Raw genomic sequence first — 18,195 nt, 5'->3', positions numbered from 1 at the left:
GTGTATAAGAGACAGGTTCTGGGGGGAGGGAGTGGAGGGCGTCCTCGAAGCGCATGCGGAGGACTTCCAGGTCTCGGGAGGTGCCTAGGACTGTGGCGAGCCACTTGAGTTCGTCGGTCAGGGTTCGCGTCGCTTCGCGGTCGACGATTTTGCCGAACGCTTGCAGGGCCGACCGCATTCGGCGGGTGGCTACTCGCATCTGGTGGACGGCGTCGTGTTCGTTGCGGCGGACTCGGGGGTCCTGGTTCTGGAGGGCCGCGCGCTGTTCGTGGAGGTAGGCGAGGAGGACTTCGCCTGCGGTGGATTTCTTACCGGTGGACGGGATGGCGTCCCGTTTTACGCCGATCACTTGGGAGAGCTTGGATTTTGAGGCGGAGGGGTGGATTCCGGCTGTGCTCAGGTGTTGTTCGACGGTGTCGAGGAGTTTGCGGTCGCCGCCTGAGCCCAGTTCGACTTCGATCTCGCGCCAACTCGTGGTGGTGGTCGAGGAGCCCATGGTTTGGGCGGTGACCACGTCGTCGACGACCTCGGCCAGGAGTTCGCCGTTGCCGTTGGTGAGTTGCCAGCGGCGGCGGTTGGTGTGGATTTCGGCGATCGGGCCGAGGCCGGAGCCTCGGGTGTGGGCTCGGACCAGGGAGGAGAGGTCTTTCGGGGGTTGTTTCACGGCGCGGCCCAGTGGGGCTCGGACTTCCTGGCGGGAGTCTGCGTCGTCGGCCGGGAGTTTGAGGTGCCAGCCCTCGTCGTCGCCGCCCACGCGGCGGCGCAGCGTTACGCCGGCTCGGGCCAGGCGGTAGTCGTCGGTGTCGAAGTACGTGGCTTTTAGGTCGAACTCCTCCGGGCCCGTTGCCACGCCGGTGATGGCGGTGAGGTCCGGCAGACTCGCGTCCGATGGGGCCTCGTACTTGCGCTCGGTCTCAGTAACGGAGGTCGCCATTTACTAGTAATACCTCGTTTCTCCGCAGTTCACCCAGTGTGGTGACGGTGCGTGAGGGGTGGTTGCCACGGCCGGGCGGAATCCCGACCTCGAATGCGTGTAATGAGTGGTGACCGCCTTGGCGGTGGTCGGAGTGTCCGGTTCGCTGGTCGCGTGCCCACGGAGAAGGAACGGCTTGAGGTTGTCGAGCCGCAGGTCGCCACGTTGATCAGTCACGTCGGTCAGCTCTCGGCGGAGCTGGAACGCGTCACCGCCCGGCTGACGGTGTTGGAGCGGCGGTTGTCGGGGGCCGGCGACGGGCCGCTGGTGGATCTCGACGCGGTGGCGGGGGACATCGCGCCACTGGTCGAGGCGTTGCGCAGGGCGTGGGACGCCGAGCAGGAGATCCTCGCCGATCCCGCGCGCGTCGAGTTGAAGCAGGAGGTGCTGGAGTTCGACGGGCTCAAGGCTCGCCGGGACGACGCCAAGTCCAAACTGGACGGTGGGCGGGTGCCCCGGTTCGAGCGGGACGCGCTGTCGCACGAGGTTCGCCAGATGGAGTGGCTGATCAACGCCAACGAGGCGAGCGCGCAGCGGGCGGCCGAGCGGTTGGCGGCCGACGAGGACGCGGCCGGTGAGGAGTGGCGGACCGAGGCGGTGCTCGCCGGGGACAAGGCTCGTGGCGAGATCAAGGACGCGGCCGAGCGGCGCATCTCCGAGGCGCTGTCGCAGTACGCGCGCATGCCCGTGTGGTTCCGGGTGGGCCTCGGGGAGATTCCGACGCCCGACCCGTCGTTCTGGCTCGAGTCGGCGATCGCGGTGCTCGCGTACCGGCTGGAGTACGGGGTGACGGACGCGGTCACGCCGCTCGGGGCGCCGCCGTCGGCCAAGAGCGGGTGTCAGAACTGGGTGCGCCGGACGAACGTCCACGCGGACATCACCGACCGGCTCACGACGCTGGCCGCCACGTTCCACCTGCAGTAGCCTGTTCTGCAACCGCTGGGTTGCAGGAGGTGGGCGAGTGGACCGGATCGAACGCGACGTGCTGATCAACGCGTCGCCGCAGCGTGTGTGGAACGCGCTGACCTCCGCCGAGCACCTCGGCACGTGGTTCGGCGACGCGGGCGCGACGGTGTCGGCGCTCGAGCCCGGTGGTGAGGTCACGCTGACGTGGGCGGAGCACGGCATCGGGCGTGCGATCATCGAGAAGGTCGAGCCCGAGTCGTTCTTCTCGTGGCGCTGGTCCGGTCCGCTCGGGGTGGAGCCGGTGCCCGGCAACGCGACGCTGGTCGAGTTCACGCTCACGCCGCAGGACGGTGGCACGTTGCTGCAGGTCGTGGAGAGCGGGTTCACGGAGCTCGACCTGCCGTCGGAGGAGCAGGAGAAGTACGCGTCCGGCAACGTCGACGGCTGGGGCCATGAGCTGGACGAGCTGCGGGAGTACCTGGAGAAGTGAGTCAGGTCGATGACGTGCTGGCCGCGCTCGCGGATCCGATGCGCAGACGGATTCTCGATCTCGTGGCGGCGAGGGGCGCGGCGTCGGCGTCCGCGCTCGCGAACGAGCTGCCGGTGAGCCGGCAGGCGATCGTGAAGCACCTCGGTGTGCTGGAGAAGGCCGGCCTGGTGGCGTCCGAGCGGGCCGGCCGGGAGAACAACTTCTCCGTCCGGGCCGAGGCGCTGGACGCCACCGCCACCTGGATGTCCTCGCTCGCCTCGCAGTGGGACAAGCGACTGGCCGCGATCAAGAAGATCGCTGAGGGGTGAGCGCCTCGCTGCCCGCCGTGGCCCGGCGCCGGACCCACCGCGTTCAGGCGGACCGTTGCGGCATGAGGTTTCCGCCGACCATCGTGGCCAGCACCGGGATGTCCGCGATGGCGTCGCTCGTGCGCGGATCGTCGCCGAGCACCACGAGGTCCGCGAGCTTGCCCGGCGTGAGGCTGCCCAGCACGTGCTCCTTGCGGCACGCGTAGGCGCTGCCGAGCGTGTACGCACGGATCGCCTCCTCGACGGTGATCGCCTCGTCCGGCCCGACCGCCCGGCCGCCGGAAGAACGCCTGCGCACCATGAACTCGATGGCGCGCAACGGTGATCCGTCCGCGACCGGCCGGTCCGAGCTGCCCGCGACAGTGATCCCGTGGTCGAGGAACGACCTGCCGCGGTACATCCAGGGTGCCCGGTTTTCGCCCATGATCACGCTGTAGTCGTCGCCGTACGCCCACAGGAAAGTCGGCTGGACGACGGGTATCAGCCTCAGGGCCGCGATCCGTTCGAGTTGATCGGGCCGGACGAGACCGCAGTGCTCGATCCGGTGTCGCGCGTCTTCGCGAGGAAGCTGTTTCTGCGCTTCCGCCACCGCGTCCAGGGTGAAGTCGATCGCGCGGTCGCCGATCGCGTGGATCGCGAGCTGCCATCCCGCGCGGTGCCCGTCGATGATCGCCGCCCGCATGAACTCCTCGGACTCGGCGAGCTGACCGGAGTTGCCGGTGCCGGTGTAGGGCTCGGACATCGCGGCCGTGCGCGCGATCATGCCGCCGTCGGTCCACAGCTTCATGGCGCCCAACGACAGCATGTCGTCGCCGAACCCGGTGTGCAGGCCGAGATCGATCGCCCGCGGAATCCCGTCCGCCGGGTCGGCGGCGACGTCGTGCAGCACGTACGCGGAAACCATGAGATCGGCAGCTTTGCGCGTTGGTGCGCGGCGGCTTCCAGCGGACTGCTGGCGATCAGGCCCGCGCCGATACCCGCCTCGGCGCACATCGTCACGCCCTCGGACAGCACCTGCCGAGCGCTCTCGTGCAGCTCGGCGGTGATCTCGTCGATCGAGTACGGCAGCCGCAACGACCGCGCGGCCAACTGCTCGTTCTCGGTCAGCCAGCCGTCGCCGGTGATGCCCGGAAGCTGGTTCAGCACCACCGAGTTCACCACGCACGCGTGCCCGGAGATGTCCGCGATGTAGAGCGGCCGTTCGCCTGTCACGGGATCGAGGTCGGCGGCGGTCAGCGGCCGGTCCATGATCCGCCGGTCGTAGCCGGACGCCTCGATCCAGCCCTCGCCAGGAGCGTTGGCCAGGCGTTCGAGCACCTGGGCGACAGTGGTCAGGCCCGCCACGTCGATGTTGCGGCGTGAGCGGCCGTTCCACGCGAGGTGCGTGTGGGCGTCGATGAAACCGGGCAGCACCACGGCGTTGCCGAGGTCGACGGTCTCGGCGGCGGGCAGGTCCGCGACCTGCTCGTCCAGCCCGGCGACGCGGCCCTGCCAGATGCCGATCGTGTGCGCGGCCGGGTGCGCCGGGTCCATTGTGAGGGCCCGGCAGCCCGTCAGTTTGAGATCGAGTCTCATGCGGTCGCGAGGACCGGCACAGGGGTGTTGGTCAGCACGGAAGCCAGGATCTCACCAGAACGCACCGCGACGTTGGACAGCAGCGACGACGTGATGCCGTGCGAGTGCTCGGTGCCGCCCTGCAGATAGATGCCGCCGCGCAACGACGACTGCACGCGGTAGTCCCGTCCCACGACCAGACGGCCTTCCACGTCGCGTGCGCAGGTGCCGTCCAACGAACCGAGCATCGGCGCGGCCTCGTCGTAGCCGGTCGCGAGCAGCACGAGGTCCGTCTCGATCAGTTCCTGCTCGCCGGTGACGAGCGACTGGATCACCGCACGAGCGCCGGTGGAGGACTCCTCGACCGCGACGAGCCGGGTCATCTTCATCATCTTGAGCCGTTCGGTGCCGAGGACCTTCTCCTGGTACACAGTCCGGTAGAGCTGCGCGATCAAGTCGACGTCGACCACCGAGTAGTTGGTGTTGCGGTGGTAGTCCATCAGCCGCTGCTTCACGGCGTCCGGTGCGTCGTAGTAGTGGTCGACTGCCTCGGGGTCGAAGATCCGGTTCGCGAACGAGCTGTCGTCCGCGGGGGAGTAGCCGTAGCGCGAGAACACCGAGCAGACCTCGGCGTTCGGGTACTCGCGGTGCAGGTACGCCACGGCTTCCGCGGCGCTCTGCCCGGCGCCGACGACGACGCAGCGCTTCGGGTCCTGCAGCTCGCCGACGCGGTGCAGGAACTGGCTGTTGTGCCACACGCGGTCCGACAGTTCGATGCCCGCCGGCACGGTTGGCCGCAGTCCGGTGGCGAAGACCAGGTTGCGTGCGTGGTACACGTCACCCGTGGCCGTGATCACCTCGAACAGGTCGTCCTGGATCGCTTCCACGCCAACGGCTTCCGTGCCGTACGCGACCAGGTCGTCGACCTGCGCGGCGGCCCACTCGAAGTAGTCGTGGAACTCGACGCGCAGCGGGAACAGGTTCTTGTGGTTCACGAAGTCGATCAACCGGCCGCGGTCGTTCAGATAGCAGAGGAACGAGAAACGGCTGGTCGGGTTGCGCATCGTGACCAGGTCCTTGAGGAACGACACCTGCATGGTGGCGTCGTCGAGCAGCATGCCCCGATGCCAGCCGAACGCGTCCTGACGTTCGAGGAACACCGCGGTGACAGGGGTTTCGGCCTGCTCGTTGTGCTCGGTGAGAGCGATGGCGAGCGCCAGGTTCGAGGGGCCGAACCCGATGCCGACGATGTCGTAGATCGGATGCATGAGCACCTAACTTAGGGAAGCCTAAGCTTGCTTTGCAAGCCCTTGGTTAGGTTAGCCTGACCGTATCGCATCTGAGTAGAGGAGGGCTCCCCCATGAGGGTCGTCATGTTCGGGTTCCAAACCTGGGGTCATCGCACCCTGCAGGCACTTTTGGCGTCCGAGCACGAGGTCGTCCTGGTGGTGACCCATCCCAGGGGTGAAGGTGCGTACGAGAAGATCTGGAGCGATTCCGTCGAGGACCTGGCCGTCGAGCACGGCGTCGAGGTCGTCGTCCGCGAACGCCCGGAGGACCAGGAGTTGCTCGACAAGCTCAAGGCCGCCGAGCCGGACGTGATCGTCGCCTGCAACTGGCGCACCTGGATCCCGCCGCAGGTCTTCGCGCTGCCCAAGCACGGCACGTTGAACGTGCACGACTCGCTGCTGCCGAAGTACGCGGGCTTCTCGCCGTTGATCTGGGCCCTTCTCAACGACGAGAAGGAAGTCGGCGTGACGGCGCACATGATGGACGACACGCTCGACGCGGGCGACATCGTGCTGCAGCGCTCGGTTCCGGTCGGGCCGCGCGACACGACGGCTGATCTGTTCGAGAAGACGCTGGAGCTCTTCGGCCCGATCACGGTGGACGGCCTGGCCGAGATCGCCTCCGGTCGCACGGACTTCGTGAAGCAGGACCGTTCGCAGGCCTCGTTCTTCCACAAGCGCGCGGAGGAGGACCTGCGGATCGACTTCTCCTGGACCGCCGAAGAGCTGGATCGCCTGGTGCGCGCGCAGTGTGCGCCGTACCCGAGCGCGTTCTGCTTCCACCGCGGCCAGCGCCTGGAGATCATCGAGGCGGAGGTCTCATCCGAGGTCTACGGAGGCACTCCCGGCCGGATCTTCTACCGCGAGGGCGACGGCGTGACGATCGTCGCGGGCGCAGAGGCTCGCCGTGGCCGCAGCAAGGCGTTGCTGGTCAAGAAGGTTCGCACTGCCGACGGGGTGGAGCTCAAGGCGCACGAGTACTTCAAGACGATGGGTGGATATCTCACCTCGCGGCCGTAACTGTGACCTGCCGATCGCGGGTCGGGTGATCGATCCGTGATCGGCATGCCCGATCATGGGCGAATGAATCGCGCGGCGGTGACGTCACTGGTGGTCTTCGTGCTGCTGGTGGCAGTGGGCTGGTACCTGACGAATCTCCAGTCGTCCAAGGACAATCCGCCCACTTCGCCCGTGCCCACCGGATCCGCGCCGGCGGGTTCATCAGACCTCGGCGCGTTGAAGATCGCGCCAGAGGGCAAGATGGCCGGCTACAGCCGCGACCGGTTCCCGCACTGGGCCTCGCAGGGAAACTCCTGCGACACCAGGGAGATCGTGCTGCAGCGCCAGGGCACCGACGTGAAGACGGACAAGGACTGCAAGGCCGTGTCCGGAACCTGGAACAGCGCCTACGACGGCGTGGTGATCAAGGACGGCGGCGAGGTCGACATCGACCACACCGTGCCGCTGGCCGAGGCCTGGCGTTCCGGTGCGGACAAGTGGACCGACGACGAGCGCAAGGCGTTCGCCAACGACCTCGGCGGCATCCAGCTGCTCGCGGTGACCGCGAAGTCCAACCGCTCCAAGGGCGACCAGGACCCGGCGAAGTGGAAGCCGCCGGTCGAGTCGTACTGGTGCACCTACGCGCAGCACTGGATCGCGGTGAAGATCACCTACAAGCTCACCGTCGACCAGGCCGAGCACGACGCACTGGCCGTGATGCTCAAAGCGTGCTGATCACGGTCACGGTGATCGGCTCGGTGTAGGTGTCGGCCCGCAACGCCGTGCGGAGCTGGTCCTGGAAGAGCGGGCGATCCTGCGGTGACGGGAGGGTCTCCGGTGACATCGCGGAGAACAGACTGCCTGCCAGCTCTTCGATCGTGTGCTCGTGGGTGTGGCCGATCGTCCACTCGTGCGGTGTGAACCCGGCCGCTTCCAGGGCGTTCGCATACCGCCGCCGTGCTTCGTCGTCCGTTCCGCAGCCGGCGGTCATCGGGCGGCCGAACCAGTCTTCGAGGACTTCGCGGATTGCAGGGTGCTGGCGCCACAGCGGCGTCCCGTTCGCGATGATCGCGAACTTCGCCGTGTCCGCCTCGCGGAACAGTTTTCCGTGGTCCATCCAGTGCAGCGCCTGCCCGACCACGACCGCGTCGAACCGGCCGAGCTCCGGCACGTCCGCGTCCGACCCCAGACGCCACTCGACGTTCGGCAGTTCCGGTCCGTGCGCAAGCATGTCCGGTTCTGGGTCGACCGCGATCACTTGCGCGACGTGCTCCGACATCGGCACGGCGAGCTGGCCGGTGCCGCACCCGAGGTCGAGCACCCGGTGTTCGGAGGTCAGTCCGAGTTTGTGGACCAACGCGTCGATGACCTGTGGTGGGTAGCCAGGACGGAACCTCGCGTAGAAGTCGGCCACCTCGCCGCTGAAACCCAGCCCTGTCGTACTCATGGCTTCGACTCTGCCGTCGTCAGCAGCATCGTGCCGAGAACTCTGCCGACAGCGGAACGACGCGGCCCGACCCCCGGACGGGCCGCGTCGCCCATCTCGCTAGACCGCGCGCACCGACTCGAACAGCCCGGACAGCTGCCAGTGCGTCACGTACCCCATGGCCTCGGCCGCGATCAGCACGTCGAGCTTCCCCAGGTTGGTCCGCACCGGCATCTGGTAGGCCTTGCCGCGCCGCACGTCCAGCACCATCGGCGTCGCCCCCGGCAACGTGTCGGCGATCGTGTGCTGCAGGATCCGCAGCCCCACGTTCGCCGCCTCGCGCGTCAGCGGCACCTCCTTGGTGTGCACGAGCACCGCGTACGCCGAGCCGTCCTTCTTGCGCAGCCCCAGATGCGGGCGGACCTTCAGAGTCAGGTCGCCGACGCGGTAGGTGGCCCCTTCCACCTGCACGCCGGTGGCCTTGAACGACGCGAGCCACGGCAGGAACCCGTCCGCGATCTCCTCGAACGCCCGCGGCTGACCCGTCCGGTTGGCGTTCAGAACCGCCTTCTTCAGCTCCAGTTCAGGTTCGGTGGAGTTGACCGCTCGTCGCATGGCGTCGCGGATCGGGTTGTAGAACCCGCACACCTTGGGGTCGTCGGTCAGGTACATCCCCCGCTGTTCCGACACGATGTTGATGCGTCCACGCTGGCCGCTCATGACGTACTCGGTGAACGACAGTGCGGTGACGCTGACGTTGTTGTCCGGCAACGCTTTCTCCCCTCGTACCGCGATCTTCACCTGACGTTATCGGAGGGGTCTGACAAAAACGGCGTTGCTCCGAACGGTGTAACGACTACGTAGAGTTGAGCGATGGTCCAAGTAGGCACCACTCAATGTGGTGGTCTGGGCCTCATTCGGTAAACGGACGGTGACGGACCGGCGGCCGATCATGTGGATGACCGTTCGTCTGCCGTTCGCCGACGCTCACGCAACGCTTACCGCACGACAAGCGGAAGTCACCCTCCGTAGAAGATCAACTCAGGAGAATGGGTCCCGCAGGAGGAATCGCGGAGAAGGAGCGAGATGGCGGTCAAGGCGGAGCGTTCACCCGATAGTGCGGGTGACGTGGATGTTCCGCAGCCGCGGCAGCCCACGAGATGGCTCGTCCACCCCGACCAGTGGCCGCACGCCGCGCAGGTGACGGTCATCCTGGTGCTGATCGCCCTGCTGCTGTGGGCCATCGCCCTCACGCTCGGCCCCGACCAGGCGTTCATCGTCGGTTCGGCGGGCGTCGCGGCCAAGCTCATCTGCATGTACCTCGACACCCGCGTCCGCTCCTAACGCCCGTAGCGCTCCTGGGCCCGAACCTTGGCCTTCGCCGCCTCGACCTCGCGGTCCTTGGGCGGCGCGGTGGTCACCAACGCGTCGAGCAGCTCCTGAGTCGCTGCCGCCACCGCCGCGACGGCCTGGTCGAACGCCGCCTGGTTCGCCACGGACGGTTTCGCCGCCCCGCTCACCTTGCGCACGTACTGCAGCGCCGCGGCCTGCACCTCGCTGGAGGTCGCCGGCGGTTCGAAGTTGTGGAGCACCCGGATGTTTCGGCACATGCCTCCACTATGACTGCTTCGGCGGCGCCGCGCGGGTGTGGATGCGTTCTCCCTGCTTGCCGAACAGGCTGATGATCTCGGCAGGGTTGCCGTCCGCGCTGCCGAGCGCGTGCGGCTGCCGGCAGTCGAACTCCGCCACCTCGCCCGCCCGCAGCACGACCTCCTTGTCGCCGATCCGCAGCTTGATCCGCCCGCTCAGCACGTAGAACCACTCGTAGCCCTCGTGCACCCGCGGCTCGTGCAGCTCGGTGTCCTTGATGATCATCTTCCACGCCTGCAGCGGCCCGATCGACCTGGTCAGCGGGATGCCGACGCGGCCGTGCGACAGCTCGCGCGGCTTCATCGTCACGCGCGGGTCGCCGACCTCGGGCGCGCCGACCAGGTCGTCCAGCGACACCTGGTACGTCCGCGACAACGGCAGCAGCAGCTCCAGCGTCGGCTTGCGCTGATCGGTCTCCAGGCGGGACAGCGTCGACTTCGAGATGCCCGTCATCTCGGACAACGTGGCCAGCGTCAGGTCGTGCTCGGCCCGCAGCGCGGCGAGCCGTTGTCCTACCGAAGTTGCCATAACAGCAACTTACTTTGCCAAAACTGGACTGTCGACCGCACTGTTGAGCCATGAGCTACGAAGTGGTGATCATCGGAGGAGGAGCGGCCGGATTGAGTGCCGCCCTGATGCTGACCAGGGCGCGCCGCAGCGTGCTCGTGGTCGACGGTGCCGAGCCGCGCAACAAGCCGGCCGCGCACATGCACAACTATCTCTCTCGTGACGGGCTCTCGCCGTTGGACCTGCTCAAGCACGGTCGCGCCGAGGTCGAGGGCTACGGCGGAGAGATCGTCAACGACACGGTCCACGGCGTCACGAAGATCGACGGTGGGTTCGCGGTCGAGCTGTCCGGGCGCACCGTGCACGCCCAGAGGCTGCTGTTCGCGACGGGTCTCGTCGACGAAGTGCCGGAGATCCTGCGCGCGCGGTGGGGTCGCGACGTCTTCAGCTGCCCGTACTGCCACGGCTACGAGGTCCGCGACCAGAGGCTCGTCGTGTTCGGCGAGGAGATGAAGGTCGCGCTGGTCCGGCAGTGGTCCGGCGACGTCACGCACGTCCCGTCGGTCGACGGCATCGAGGTCGAGGACGACCGCCTGGTCGCGGTGATCTCCGGCTCGGAGCGCGTCCCGGCCGACGCCCTCGTGTACTCGGCGCAGGTCAAGCCGCGCGACGAGTTCCTGCTGGCGTTGGGTGCCGAAACAGCGGAAACGCCGATGGGCCTGTTCGTGCGCACCGACGACAAGGGGCGCACCAGCGTGCCGGGCGTCTACGCGGCGGGCAACGTCACGGACCCGGCGGCCATCGTGATCGTCGCCGCCGCGCAGGGAGCCCAGGCCGCCGGCATGATCAACATGGACCTCGTCCTCGCTGGTACCTGAGCATCACGACCCTGCCGTCGAACACCTTCGACTCGGCCAGTTTCAGGTCGAAGCGCTTGGGGTGCTGGAAAACGGGCTTGCCGCCGCCGAGCACGACCGGGTGGACGAAGATCAGGTACTCGTCGATCAGGTCCAGCTCGGTCAGGCTCGCGGCCAGCGTCGATCCGCCGAACAGGATCATCCGCTCGTCCGGCAGGTCCGCCGGATCGGTGAACACGCGGGTGTTCCAGCCGGGATCGGTGAGCGTCCGCGACACGACGGCCTTGGGCGACTCGCGCCAGAGCGGCGCGTACCGCAGCGTGTGCTCGGACTGGTCGAGCTGCTCGGCCCGGGGCCACCAGGACGCCATCATGTCCCAGACTTTGCGCCCGTAGAGCAGCAGGTCAGCCTGGCCGGACAGCTCCAGCGAGTGGTCCGACATCTCCTTGCCCATCCGCGGCCAGTCGAACTCGCCGTTGGGGCCCTCGATGAAACCGTCGGCGGACTGGTGGACGAAGTGCGTGATCATGACTGCCTCCCGTGGTCGTGATCAGGTAGACCGTCGTGCTCAGGAGAACTCATCGGCAGGGTGATCCGGAACGTCGAACCCTCGTTCAGCCGGCTCGTGACCGAGACCGTGCCGCCGTGAGCCTCCACCAGGTGGCGCGTGATCGCGAGCCCGAGCCCGCTGCCACCGGTGCGGCGGCTGCGCGACTTGTCCGCGCGCCAGAACCGGTCGAACACGTGCTGGACGTCCTCTGGCGCGATGCCGGTGCCGGTGTCCCGCACTTCCAGGACGGCGTTGTTGGCTTGTTCGAACAGTTTCACGACGACCTCGCCACCGGGAGGTGTGTAGCGCACGGCGTTCGCGACGAGGTTGCCGAGCGCTTGGCGCAGCCGCACGGGATCCGCGGTGGTGTGCAGGGGCGTCAGCTCGGCGCGCAGCAGGATCTCGCGGTTCTGCTGCGCGTTGACGACCTGGTCGACGACGTCTTCGAGGGCGATCGGCTCGGGATGCAGTCGCAACGTGCCCGCGTCGGCCTGGGCGAGGTCGTGCAGGTCGTCCACGAGTCGTTGCAGCAGAAGGGATTCCTCCAGCAGCATGTCGATCAGGTGCGGATCGGGTTCTGCCAGCCCGTCCTGCGTCGCCTCCAGCCAGCCGGTGATGTTGCCCAGCGGCGTGCGCAGCTCGTGCGCCACGTCGCTGACCATCGCCTGCCGCTGGCGTTCGGTGTCGGCGAGCTTCTCGGACATCGCGTTGAACGACTTGGCGAGCTCGCCGATCTCGCCCGCACCGCCGTCCACCCGTGCCGTCCGGTCGCCCTCCGCGGTGCGCTTGGTGGCCGCGGTGAGCGCACGGATCGGCCGCACCAGCTGCGTCGCGGTGATCCACGACGCGAACCCGGCGAGCGCGAGGATTCCCAGTGCCACCAACGTGATCCGCGTGACGCCGGTGGTCGACAGATCGATCGTCTGCGGCTCGTTCCCGGTCGGTGAGGTGAGGAACAGCCGCGCTTCCTCGGCGACGTAGGGCTGCAGCTGCGTCCGGCGCGCGCTGTCCATGCAGGCCGCGACCTCGGGTGGGGCGTGGCGGGCGGTGAGGATCTCCCAGTCGAGCTGGATGCGACTGGATTCCTTGTAGAGGTTCTGCCCGGGGATCTTGGCGGTGCACTGCGTGAACAGCTGCTGCAGCTGCGCGTACGCGGCGTTCTCCGTGGGCGTGAGCGTGTAGAGCGCGTCGCCGACCTCGCAGCTGTCCCACTGCGAGAGGTTGCCGGGCTCGTCGGTGGACAGTCGCGGCCGGCCGTTCGGTGCGTCCACGATCTTGATGAAACGGTTGCACTGCCCGAGTTCGTCGGCGAACGCGTGCAGCTTGGCGGACTCGTCGTCGGTGAGCTTGAACGGCCCGACCGCCCGGCGATCGATCTCGCCGTTGACGTTGAGCGGGTCGACGATCGCCTTGGGGGTGATGGGCAACGGCGGCGAACTCGCGTCGCCGGTGTCCACGAGCTTCCTGCCGTTGTGGTCGGTCAGCGCGATGCGGCGGTTGTACTGCTTCGCGATCCGGTCCATTTCGGACTTGGCCTGCGACCAGTTCTGGTGCGTGGCCGCGTATTTCACGACCTCGTCGAAGATCTGCTGCTCGGTCGCGAGCGCTTCCCCCTGCTCCTGCCGGATCGTGCCGGTCGTGGCCTGGCTGGCGAGCCACGCCGTGACCGCGATCGAGCACGCCGCGATCACCACGGAGAACAGGAAGAACCGGACCAGCAGGCTTTTCATACGAGCTTGTACCCGATGCCGTAGACGGTGAGGAGTCTTTCGGGCCTGCGCGGATCCTTCTCGATCTTGCGACGCAGCTTCATCATGTGCACGTCGACCGTGCGCGCGGTGATGAACCCGTCCTCCAGCAACTGCTCGCGCGTGAACACCCGCTGCGGCTGCGCGGCCATCCTCGCCAGCAACCGGAACTCGGCGGGCGTGAGACTGACGGCTTCGTCGCTGAGGTGGACCTCGTGCCGGATGGGGTCGATGACCAGGTCGCCGACCTTGAGCACGGTCGCATTGGTCTCCCTGGCCCGTCCGGTGCGGCGCAGGATCGTCCGCACCCGCGCCACCATCTGCCGCGGCCGGAACGGTTTGGTGATGTAGTCGTCCGCGCCGAGGTCGAACCCGAGCAGCACGTCGTCCTCTGTGGACCGTGCCGTCAGCAGCACGATCGGCACGTCCGACTCGGTCCGGATGGCCCGCAGCACGTCGATGCCGTCCACAAGCGGCATCATCACGTCCAGCACGAGCAGGTCGGGGTTCCTCCTGCGCGTCTCGTCGATCGCCGCGCGCCCGTCGTGCACGACCACCACGGAATGCCCGTCGTGCTCGAGGTACCGGCGCACGAGCTCCGCCTGGTGAACGTTGTCCTCGGCCACGAGGATGTGGGCACACACCACTGCAGTATGCAGTCCTTCACGACAGTCAAGCGGGACGTAAACAGGTTCTTCATCAGTTCCGGCGAGCGTTGCCGGCATGAAGGTGCACCTGGTTCTGGGGGCGGTGGCACTGACCGCCCTGCTGCTCACGACGACTCAACTAGCAGGCGAAACGTCCCCGGCGGCCGCTCCGACCGTGCCGCCACCCGTTGTCTCGTCGTCTTCGGCCGTGCCGCCTCCTTCTGCTCCGCCGCCGCGTGTGTACGCGTCCAGCTCGGACCTGCCGGACGGCCAGGATTTCCCGGCCGCCGGTGCCGGCACGTTCCACGTGGTCCCGGGTTCGGGCCCGGTGGCCGGCACCGGCGGCCCGTTGCGCACCTATGCCGTCGAGATCGAGGACGGCATCACCGTCGATGAACAGGCTTTCGCGTCCTTCGTGGACGCCACCCTCGCCGACCCGCGCGGCTGGACGGCCCGCGGCGGTGTGTCGGTCCAGCGGGTGCAGGGCCCGGCGTCGATGCGCGTCAGGCTGACCTCACAGCAGACCGCGCGTTCCGTCTGCGGCTACGAAATCCCGGTCGACGTGTCGTGCCGGGACGGCAACCTCGTGTTCCTGAGCGCGGCCCGGTGGTTCCGCGGCGCCGTCGCCTACCTGCCGGACCTGACCTCGTACCGTCAGTACATGGTCAACCACGAGACCGGCCACGCCTTCGGCCAGGGCCATCGCCCGTGCCCCGCGGCAGGAGGCCCGGCGCCGGTGATGATGCAGCAGACGTTCAGCGTCTCGAACGACGAGATCGTCCACATCACCGCCGGTGCACCTCAGGGCGTCGTCATCCCGCAGGACGGGAAGGTGTGCGCGCCGAATCCCTGGCCATATCCGTGACCTTCCTGGCCATGACCACGGCCGTCGTTTCGCCTTCCACCTTGAAGATGGGCTCCACCTGCTCGAACACGTTCCGGAGCTCGTCGACGACATCGGCTCCGCTGAACCCGGCGATCTTCCGGTAGGCCGCCCTCAGGAACCTCGTGGTCCGGGTCTTCCCGGCCAGCCGCACGTCGAACACGAACAACCGCCCGCCGGGCTTGAGCGCCTCGGCCGCGTTGGCGATCGCTCCGGGCACGTCCGGCATGGCGCTGAACGCTCCCAGTGCTGTGGCCGCGTCGAACTGACCGGCCCCGTGATCGGTGGCGCACGCATCCGCTTGGCGCACCTCGACGTTCGGCCACCGCCTGCTCCGCTTCCTGGCGACGGCAACCATTTTTGAACTGAAGTCCATTGCGACCACACGTCCTTGTGGCCCAACGGCTTCCACGAGCGCGGGGATCAACGCCCCGGTCCCGCACCCGATGTCGAGCACCGCCTCGCCCGGCCGCAGCTCGAGCGTCTGGATCGCGAGCGCGTTGAGCGTCCCCGAGAATCGGTCGAGCACGCGGTAGTAGGTGAGCGCGGCAAAGTCCCACAGCTGCATGACGTCCCCCTCCGTTTTGCAATGCGATCGCATCGTAAAACACCGCATGCGTAGGATGCAATGCGATCGCATTGGAGATGTGCGCATGCCGAAGCAGGTAGACCACGACGAACGCCGGCGCCAGATCGGCGACGCCGTGTGCCGCGTGATGGCCACCCGCGGCCTGGACGCGGTGTCGCTGCGCCACGTGGCCGCCGAAGCAGGCGTGTCGATGGGCCGCGTGCAGCACTACTTCGCGACCAAGGACGAGATGCTCCTGTTCGCGTTCAACCAGATCAGCGCTCGTGTGGGGGATCGCATCGGCGCGGTGCACTCGGCTGATCCGCGAACGTATTTGCGGACGTTGTTGCTGGAGCTGCTGCCGTTGAGCGCGGCAGCCCGCTTGGAGGCTCCGGTGCTGGCCGCGTTCCTGGCCCAAGCGGTCGTCGAACCCCGGCTCGCCGCACCGTTGCGCGAAGGCGCTCCGCAGATGGTGGCGTTCGTCGCGGACCTGATCACCCAGGTGCGTCCCGGCGGTGATGCGGAACAGGACGCGATGGCGCTGCTGGCGTTCGTGGACGGCCTGATGATGCAGATGCTGATCGGCCAGGTGTCTGCGGAGGTGGCCGTGGAGCTCGTGGATCACCAGCTGTGCCGTGTGTTTGTGGCAGCGTCATAAGCCGTTGGCGTCGCACGCTGCTGGGGCGCCCGGCGTTGGTCGGCTGGTCCGAGGTGACCGGGCCGCTGTCGGAGAAGGAGAACTACATCTGGCAGTGGCACACGGGGCCGTGCGCGCGGTGTGCCGACGAAAGGTCGTGGCTGGCGCATGCAGTGCGGAGGTCTGCACCGGCTCGATCATCCGTTGGACCGGGCGCGGATCGCGGAGCCGCGGCCGTTGCTGGAGGAGGTCTTCGCGGGGCTCAAGGAGGGCAGCACGTCGTGGCGCACCGGCGTCGAGCTGACCGTCGGCGAGGTCTACCACGCGCGCAACCACCCGACGGATCTTGTTGTCGTGGACCGGATTCGTGCCGTGAACGAGGGCGTCGGCCGGTGGGCGTTGTCCGGGGGACAACTGCGCGTGTGGCCCGACTGGAGTCCTCACGACGACCACCTGGCCCCAACTCGGTACCGCTACACGCTTCCTGACTGATCCAGGAGCTCATGCCCGTCCGATGCCCGTCTCCATAACCTGACGGCATGGACGTGGACACGAGACTCCTGCGGTACTTCGCCGCCATCGCCGAGGAGGGCAACCTCACGCGCGCGGCGCATCGGCTCTTCGTGTCACAACCGTCGCTCACAAAGCAGCTCAAACACCTGGAGTCGCAACTGGGTGTGCGGCTCTTCACCAGGTCCAGCACCGGCATGACGCTGACCGACGCCGGCCACGCCCTCGCTCGGCGGGTGCCGCCCGTGCTCGCGAACTGGGACGTCGCGGTGCGCGAAACCAGAAGCGCCGCCCGTGTGCTGCGCGTCGGATTCCTGGCCAGCGCCGTGGCAACGGACGACATCGTCGCCGCGTTCGGCCAACGACGACCGGGCTGGCGGGTCGACCTGCGGCAGGCACCGTGGACGGACCCGACCGCGGGCCTGGCCCACGCCGAGGTGCCGGTCGCGTTGCTGCGCCTGCCGTTCCCCGGTGAGGACGAGTTCGGTGTCCGGACGTTGTTCAGCGAACCTCGTTGCGTGGCTTTGTCTTCCTCGCACCGCCTGTCCGGACGGCGTGAGATCGCTTTCCCGGAGTTGTGGGACGACCCGGTCGTCGTCGCGCCGGCCTTGAAGGGAACGTGGCGCGACCACTGGCTCGCAACGTCCGAAAGGGATGGTTGCAAGGCGCGGATCGGTGCTGTCGCGGAACAACCGGAGGACTTCCTCAACGCCATCGCCCACGGCCACGGCATCGCGCTGGTCCCGGCGTCGACGTCGCTGTTGTACGAAAGACCTGGCGTGGTCTACATCCCGGTGACCGGCGTGAGCCCGAGCGAGGTGGGCGTCGCGTGGCTGCCGGAAGCCGGCGAGGCCGTGGCCGACTTCGTCCAGTGCTGCCTCGACGTCACGCAGACGCGGCGCACCGGCTGCGGCACTCGCTGGGGCTGACCCCCTGGACGCGCTTGAACGCGGCGCTGAACCCGAACGCGTCCGCGTACCCGACCTGCCGCGCCACCGAGCCCACCGTCGCGTCGGACTCGGCCAGCAGGTCCGCCGCCACCGCCATCCGCCACTCCGTCAGGTACGTCAACGGCGGCACCCCGACGAGCTTCGCGAACCTGCCGGCGAGCGTCGTCCGCGCCACCCCGGCCTCCTTGGCCAGCAACGCCAACGTCCAAGCCTTGTCCGGTTGCGCGTGCATCACCCGCAACACCGGCCCGACCACCTCGTCGCCAAGCGCGGCCAGCCACCCAGTGCCGTGCTCGCGGTCGAACCACTCCCGCAGCGCACACACCATCAGCCAGTCGAGCAACCGGTCCGCGACCACGCTGGGCCCGCTCGTGTCGACGTCCCGGTAGAACTCCGCGCACCCGGCGACCCCAGGCGCCACCACCGCGTCCGGCAACACCGCCGTCAACCTTCGTGCCACCGCCCCTTTGACGTCGTACGTCCCGCTGATCGCCGACGCATGCCCTTCCACGGCAACAGATTCCCGCACGACCACGAGATCGCCGGCCCGCGCGGTCTCGCCCCGCACGCTGATCTCTCCGGACACGACCGCGTACAACGTGAGCCCCGGCGACACCCGCCTCCCGGACGTCTCCACCCGGCGCACCCCAGCACCATCCGCGCGCACCCCGCGCAGCAGCTCGTCGAACGGCTCCATGCCCACCAACATACGGAACGATCGAACATCGTCGATGGACTCTCAC

Annotated in this window: 24 protein-coding genes; 11 read left to right on the top strand and 13 right to left on the bottom strand. The window is 68.0% G+C overall.

All coding sequences use genetic code 11. The annotated features are described in order from the left end of the window. Window positions 1–934 (bottom strand): CHAD domain-containing protein (locus UK23_RS24755; protein ID WP_045314005.1); only part of this gene is annotated, 934 nt, incomplete at its 3' end. A gap of 153 nt (window positions 935–1,087) precedes the next feature. Between UK23_RS24755 and UK23_RS24750 the strand changes: the two genes are divergently transcribed. From UK23_RS24750 to UK23_RS24740, 3 genes are read left to right on the top strand one after another with little or no spacing between them, the layout of a single operon-like run. Next, window positions 1,088–1,897 carry a hypothetical protein gene (locus UK23_RS24750; RefSeq protein ID WP_045314004.1) on the top strand — a complete coding sequence of 270 codons (810 nt, stop codon included), beginning with the start codon at window positions 1,088–1,090 and terminating at the stop codon, window positions 1,895–1,897. A gap of 37 nt (window positions 1,898–1,934) precedes the next feature. After that, the gene (locus UK23_RS24745) at window positions 1,935–2,369 is read left to right on the top strand and encodes an SRPBCC family protein (protein WP_045314003.1); all 435 of its coding nucleotides are present in this window, start codon (window positions 1,935–1,937) and stop codon (window positions 2,367–2,369) included. Then, the gene (locus tag UK23_RS24740; RefSeq protein ID WP_082114938.1) at window positions 2,366–2,677 is read left to right on the top strand and encodes an ArsR/SmtB family transcription factor; all 312 of its coding nucleotides are present in this window, start codon (window positions 2,366–2,368) and stop codon (window positions 2,675–2,677) included. Before UK23_RS24745 ends, UK23_RS24740 begins: the two co-directional genes overlap by 4 nt. Before the next feature lie 43 nt (window positions 2,678–2,720). On the opposite strand, the gene UK23_RS53925 is transcribed toward UK23_RS24740, so the two are convergent. The 3 genes from UK23_RS53925 to UK23_RS24730 are packed head-to-tail and all read right to left on the bottom strand — an operon-like array spanning window position 2,721 to window position 5,499. Then, on the bottom strand, window positions 2,721–3,566 hold the full coding sequence (locus tag UK23_RS53925; RefSeq protein ID WP_269112307.1) for an amidohydrolase: 846 nt from the start codon (window positions 3,564–3,566) through the stop codon (window positions 2,721–2,723). After that, on the bottom strand, window positions 3,461–4,252 hold the full coding sequence (locus tag UK23_RS53920) for an amidohydrolase family protein (protein WP_231114655.1): 792 nt from the start codon (window positions 4,250–4,252) through the stop codon (window positions 3,461–3,463). Before UK23_RS53920 ends, UK23_RS53925 begins: the two co-directional genes overlap by 106 nt. Next, window positions 4,249–5,499, bottom strand: a complete 1,251-nt coding sequence (locus UK23_RS24730) for a lysine N(6)-hydroxylase/L-ornithine N(5)-oxygenase family protein (protein WP_045314002.1) — start codon at window positions 5,497–5,499, stop codon at window positions 4,249–4,251. The genes UK23_RS53920 and UK23_RS24730 overlap by 4 nt, the downstream gene beginning before the upstream one ends. Window positions 5,500–5,592: 93 nt before the next feature. On the opposite strand from UK23_RS24730, the gene UK23_RS24725 reads away from it, so the two are divergent. Both UK23_RS24725 and UK23_RS24720 read left to right on the top strand, forming a co-directional pair. Then, window positions 5,593–6,540, top strand: coding sequence for a methionyl-tRNA formyltransferase (locus UK23_RS24725; RefSeq protein ID WP_045314001.1), 948 nt, complete (start codon window positions 5,593–5,595; stop codon window positions 6,538–6,540). Window positions 6,541–6,603: 63 nt separating this feature from the next. After that, a complete protein-coding gene (locus UK23_RS24720; protein WP_045314000.1) occupies window positions 6,604–7,254 on the top strand; it encodes an HNH endonuclease family protein in 651 nt (216 codons plus the stop codon). On the opposite strand, the gene UK23_RS24715 is transcribed toward UK23_RS24720, so the two are convergent. Together UK23_RS24715 and UK23_RS24710 are read right to left on the bottom strand one after the other, a co-directional pair. Further along, complete coding sequence (locus tag UK23_RS24715) at window positions 7,241–7,966, bottom strand: class I SAM-dependent methyltransferase (protein WP_045313999.1); 726 nt, start codon at window positions 7,964–7,966, stop codon at window positions 7,241–7,243. The genes UK23_RS24720 and UK23_RS24715 overlap by 14 nt on opposite strands. Window positions 7,967–8,065: 99 nt before the next feature. Beyond that, window positions 8,066–8,746, bottom strand: coding sequence for a hypothetical protein (locus UK23_RS24710; protein ID WP_231114654.1), 681 nt, complete (start codon window positions 8,744–8,746; stop codon window positions 8,066–8,068). A gap of 285 nt (window positions 8,747–9,031) precedes the next feature. On the opposite strand from UK23_RS24710, the gene UK23_RS24705 reads away from it, so the two are divergent. Next, window positions 9,032–9,289, top strand: a complete 258-nt coding sequence (locus tag UK23_RS24705; RefSeq protein ID WP_045313998.1) for a hypothetical protein — start codon at window positions 9,032–9,034, stop codon at window positions 9,287–9,289. Here the strand turns inward: UK23_RS24705 and UK23_RS24700 are convergent. Together UK23_RS24700 and UK23_RS24695 are read right to left on the bottom strand one after the other, a co-directional pair. Next, a complete protein-coding gene (locus UK23_RS24700) occupies window positions 9,286–9,555 on the bottom strand; it encodes a DUF2277 domain-containing protein (RefSeq protein WP_045313997.1) in 270 nt (89 codons plus the stop codon). The genes UK23_RS24705 and UK23_RS24700 overlap by 4 nt on opposite strands. A 7-nt stretch (window positions 9,556–9,562) precedes the next feature. Beyond that, window positions 9,563–10,123: a helix-turn-helix domain-containing protein gene (locus UK23_RS24695; RefSeq protein ID WP_045313996.1), complete on the bottom strand. Its 561-nt coding sequence runs from the start codon at window positions 10,121–10,123 to the stop codon at window positions 9,563–9,565. A 50-nt stretch (window positions 10,124–10,173) separates the two neighbouring features. Between UK23_RS24695 and UK23_RS24690 the strand changes: the two genes are divergently transcribed. Then, window positions 10,174–10,980: an NAD(P)/FAD-dependent oxidoreductase gene (locus tag UK23_RS24690; protein WP_045313995.1), complete on the top strand. Its 807-nt coding sequence runs from the start codon at window positions 10,174–10,176 to the stop codon at window positions 10,978–10,980. Here the strand turns inward: UK23_RS24690 and UK23_RS24685 are convergent. From UK23_RS24685 to UK23_RS24675, 3 genes are read right to left on the bottom strand one after another with little or no spacing between them, the layout of a single operon-like run. After that, the gene (locus UK23_RS24685; protein WP_045313994.1) at window positions 10,949–11,488 is read right to left on the bottom strand and encodes a dihydrofolate reductase family protein; all 540 of its coding nucleotides are present in this window, start codon (window positions 11,486–11,488) and stop codon (window positions 10,949–10,951) included. The two genes, UK23_RS24690 and UK23_RS24685, sit on opposite strands and share 32 nt — an antisense overlap. Next, entirely contained in the window at window positions 11,485–13,239 is a 1,755-nt protein-coding gene (locus tag UK23_RS24680; protein WP_045313993.1) for a sensor histidine kinase, read from the bottom strand. Before UK23_RS24680 ends, UK23_RS24685 begins: the two co-directional genes overlap by 4 nt. After that, window positions 13,236–13,901 (bottom strand): response regulator transcription factor, encoded by a 666-nt coding sequence (locus UK23_RS24675; protein ID WP_045314013.1) that lies wholly within the window; start codon window positions 13,899–13,901, stop codon window positions 13,236–13,238. The genes UK23_RS24680 and UK23_RS24675 overlap by 4 nt, the downstream gene beginning before the upstream one ends. Before the next feature lie 79 nt (window positions 13,902–13,980). Between UK23_RS24675 and UK23_RS24670 the strand changes: the two genes are divergently transcribed. Then, complete coding sequence (locus tag UK23_RS24670; protein WP_052685000.1) at window positions 13,981–14,769, top strand: DUF3152 domain-containing protein; 789 nt, start codon at window positions 13,981–13,983, stop codon at window positions 14,767–14,769. On the opposite strand, the gene UK23_RS48900 is transcribed toward UK23_RS24670, so the two are convergent. Next, on the bottom strand, window positions 14,717–15,355 hold the full coding sequence (locus UK23_RS48900; protein ID WP_052684999.1) for a class I SAM-dependent methyltransferase: 639 nt from the start codon (window positions 15,353–15,355) through the stop codon (window positions 14,717–14,719). The genes UK23_RS24670 and UK23_RS48900 overlap by 53 nt on opposite strands. Window positions 15,356–15,440: 85 nt before the next feature. Here UK23_RS48900 and UK23_RS24660 point away from each other — a divergent pair, with 85 nt between their 5' ends. The 3 genes from UK23_RS24660 (at window position 15,441) to UK23_RS24650 (ending at window position 17,431) form a co-directional block, all read left to right on the top strand. Further along, window positions 15,441–16,013 carry a TetR/AcrR family transcriptional regulator gene (locus UK23_RS24660; RefSeq protein WP_045313992.1) on the top strand — a complete coding sequence of 191 codons (573 nt, stop codon included), beginning with the start codon at window positions 15,441–15,443 and terminating at the stop codon, window positions 16,011–16,013. Between the two features lie 147 nt (window positions 16,014–16,160). Beyond that, a complete protein-coding gene (locus UK23_RS24655; protein WP_045313991.1) occupies window positions 16,161–16,484 on the top strand; it encodes a hypothetical protein in 324 nt (107 codons plus the stop codon). 47 nt (window positions 16,485–16,531) lie between these two features. After that, on the top strand, window positions 16,532–17,431 hold the full coding sequence (locus UK23_RS24650; RefSeq protein ID WP_045313990.1) for a LysR family transcriptional regulator: 900 nt from the start codon (window positions 16,532–16,534) through the stop codon (window positions 17,429–17,431). Here UK23_RS24650 and UK23_RS24645 read toward each other — a convergent pair. Further along, complete coding sequence (locus UK23_RS24645) at window positions 17,388–18,149, bottom strand: AraC family transcriptional regulator (RefSeq protein ID WP_045314010.1); 762 nt, start codon at window positions 18,147–18,149, stop codon at window positions 17,388–17,390. The two genes, UK23_RS24650 and UK23_RS24645, sit on opposite strands and share 44 nt — an antisense overlap. Window positions 18,150–18,195: the final 46 nt, after the last annotated feature.

The organism is Lentzea aerocolonigenes, assembly GCF_000955955.1.
Taxonomy (GTDB): domain Bacteria; phylum Actinomycetota; class Actinomycetes; order Mycobacteriales; family Pseudonocardiaceae; genus Lentzea; species Lentzea aerocolonigenes_A.
This window is presented reverse-complemented; position numbering and strand designations above follow the sequence as displayed.

What these genes read in the sequence shown, in the direction of transcription:
- UK23_RS53920 (WP_231114655.1), bottom strand. Translation starts at nt 4,252, where the DNA reads ATGAGACTCGATCTCAAACTGACGGGCTGCCGGGCCCTCACAATGGAC.
- UK23_RS24730 (WP_045314002.1), bottom strand. Translation starts at nt 5,499, where the DNA reads ATGCATCCGATCTACGACATCGTCGGCATCGGGTTCGGCCCCTCGAAC.
- UK23_RS24725 (WP_045314001.1), top strand. Translation starts at nt 5,593, where the DNA reads ATGAGGGTCGTCATGTTCGGGTTCCAAACCTGGGGTCATCGCACCCTG.
- UK23_RS24720 (WP_045314000.1), top strand. Translation starts at nt 6,604, where the DNA reads ATGAATCGCGCGGCGGTGACGTCACTGGTGGTCTTCGTGCTGCTGGTG.
- UK23_RS24715 (WP_045313999.1), bottom strand. Translation starts at nt 7,966, where the DNA reads ATGAGTACGACAGGGCTGGGTTTCAGCGGCGAGGTGGCCGACTTCTAC.
- UK23_RS24705 (WP_045313998.1), top strand. Translation starts at nt 9,032, where the DNA reads ATGGCGGTCAAGGCGGAGCGTTCACCCGATAGTGCGGGTGACGTGGAT.
- UK23_RS24700 (WP_045313997.1), bottom strand. Translation starts at nt 9,555, where the DNA reads ATGTGCCGAAACATCCGGGTGCTCCACAACTTCGAACCGCCGGCGACC.
- UK23_RS24695 (WP_045313996.1), bottom strand. Translation starts at nt 10,123, where the DNA reads ATGGCAACTTCGGTAGGACAACGGCTCGCCGCGCTGCGGGCCGAGCAC.
- UK23_RS24690 (WP_045313995.1), top strand. Translation starts at nt 10,174, where the DNA reads ATGAGCTACGAAGTGGTGATCATCGGAGGAGGAGCGGCCGGATTGAGT.
- UK23_RS24685 (WP_045313994.1), bottom strand. Translation starts at nt 11,488, where the DNA reads ATGATCACGCACTTCGTCCACCAGTCCGCCGACGGTTTCATCGAGGGC.
- UK23_RS24680 (WP_045313993.1), bottom strand. Translation starts at nt 13,239, where the DNA reads ATGAAAAGCCTGCTGGTCCGGTTCTTCCTGTTCTCCGTGGTGATCGCG.
- UK23_RS24670 (WP_052685000.1), top strand. Translation starts at nt 13,981, where the DNA reads ATGAAGGTGCACCTGGTTCTGGGGGCGGTGGCACTGACCGCCCTGCTG.
- UK23_RS48900 (WP_052684999.1), bottom strand. Translation starts at nt 15,355, where the DNA reads ATGCAGCTGTGGGACTTTGCCGCGCTCACCTACTACCGCGTGCTCGAC.
- UK23_RS24660 (WP_045313992.1), top strand. Translation starts at nt 15,441, where the DNA reads ATGCCGAAGCAGGTAGACCACGACGAACGCCGGCGCCAGATCGGCGAC.
- UK23_RS24655 (WP_045313991.1), top strand. Translation starts at nt 16,161, where the DNA reads ATGCAGTGCGGAGGTCTGCACCGGCTCGATCATCCGTTGGACCGGGCG.
- UK23_RS24650 (WP_045313990.1), top strand. Translation starts at nt 16,532, where the DNA reads ATGGACGTGGACACGAGACTCCTGCGGTACTTCGCCGCCATCGCCGAG.
- UK23_RS24645 (WP_045314010.1), bottom strand. Translation starts at nt 18,149, where the DNA reads ATGGAGCCGTTCGACGAGCTGCTGCGCGGGGTGCGCGCGGATGGTGCT.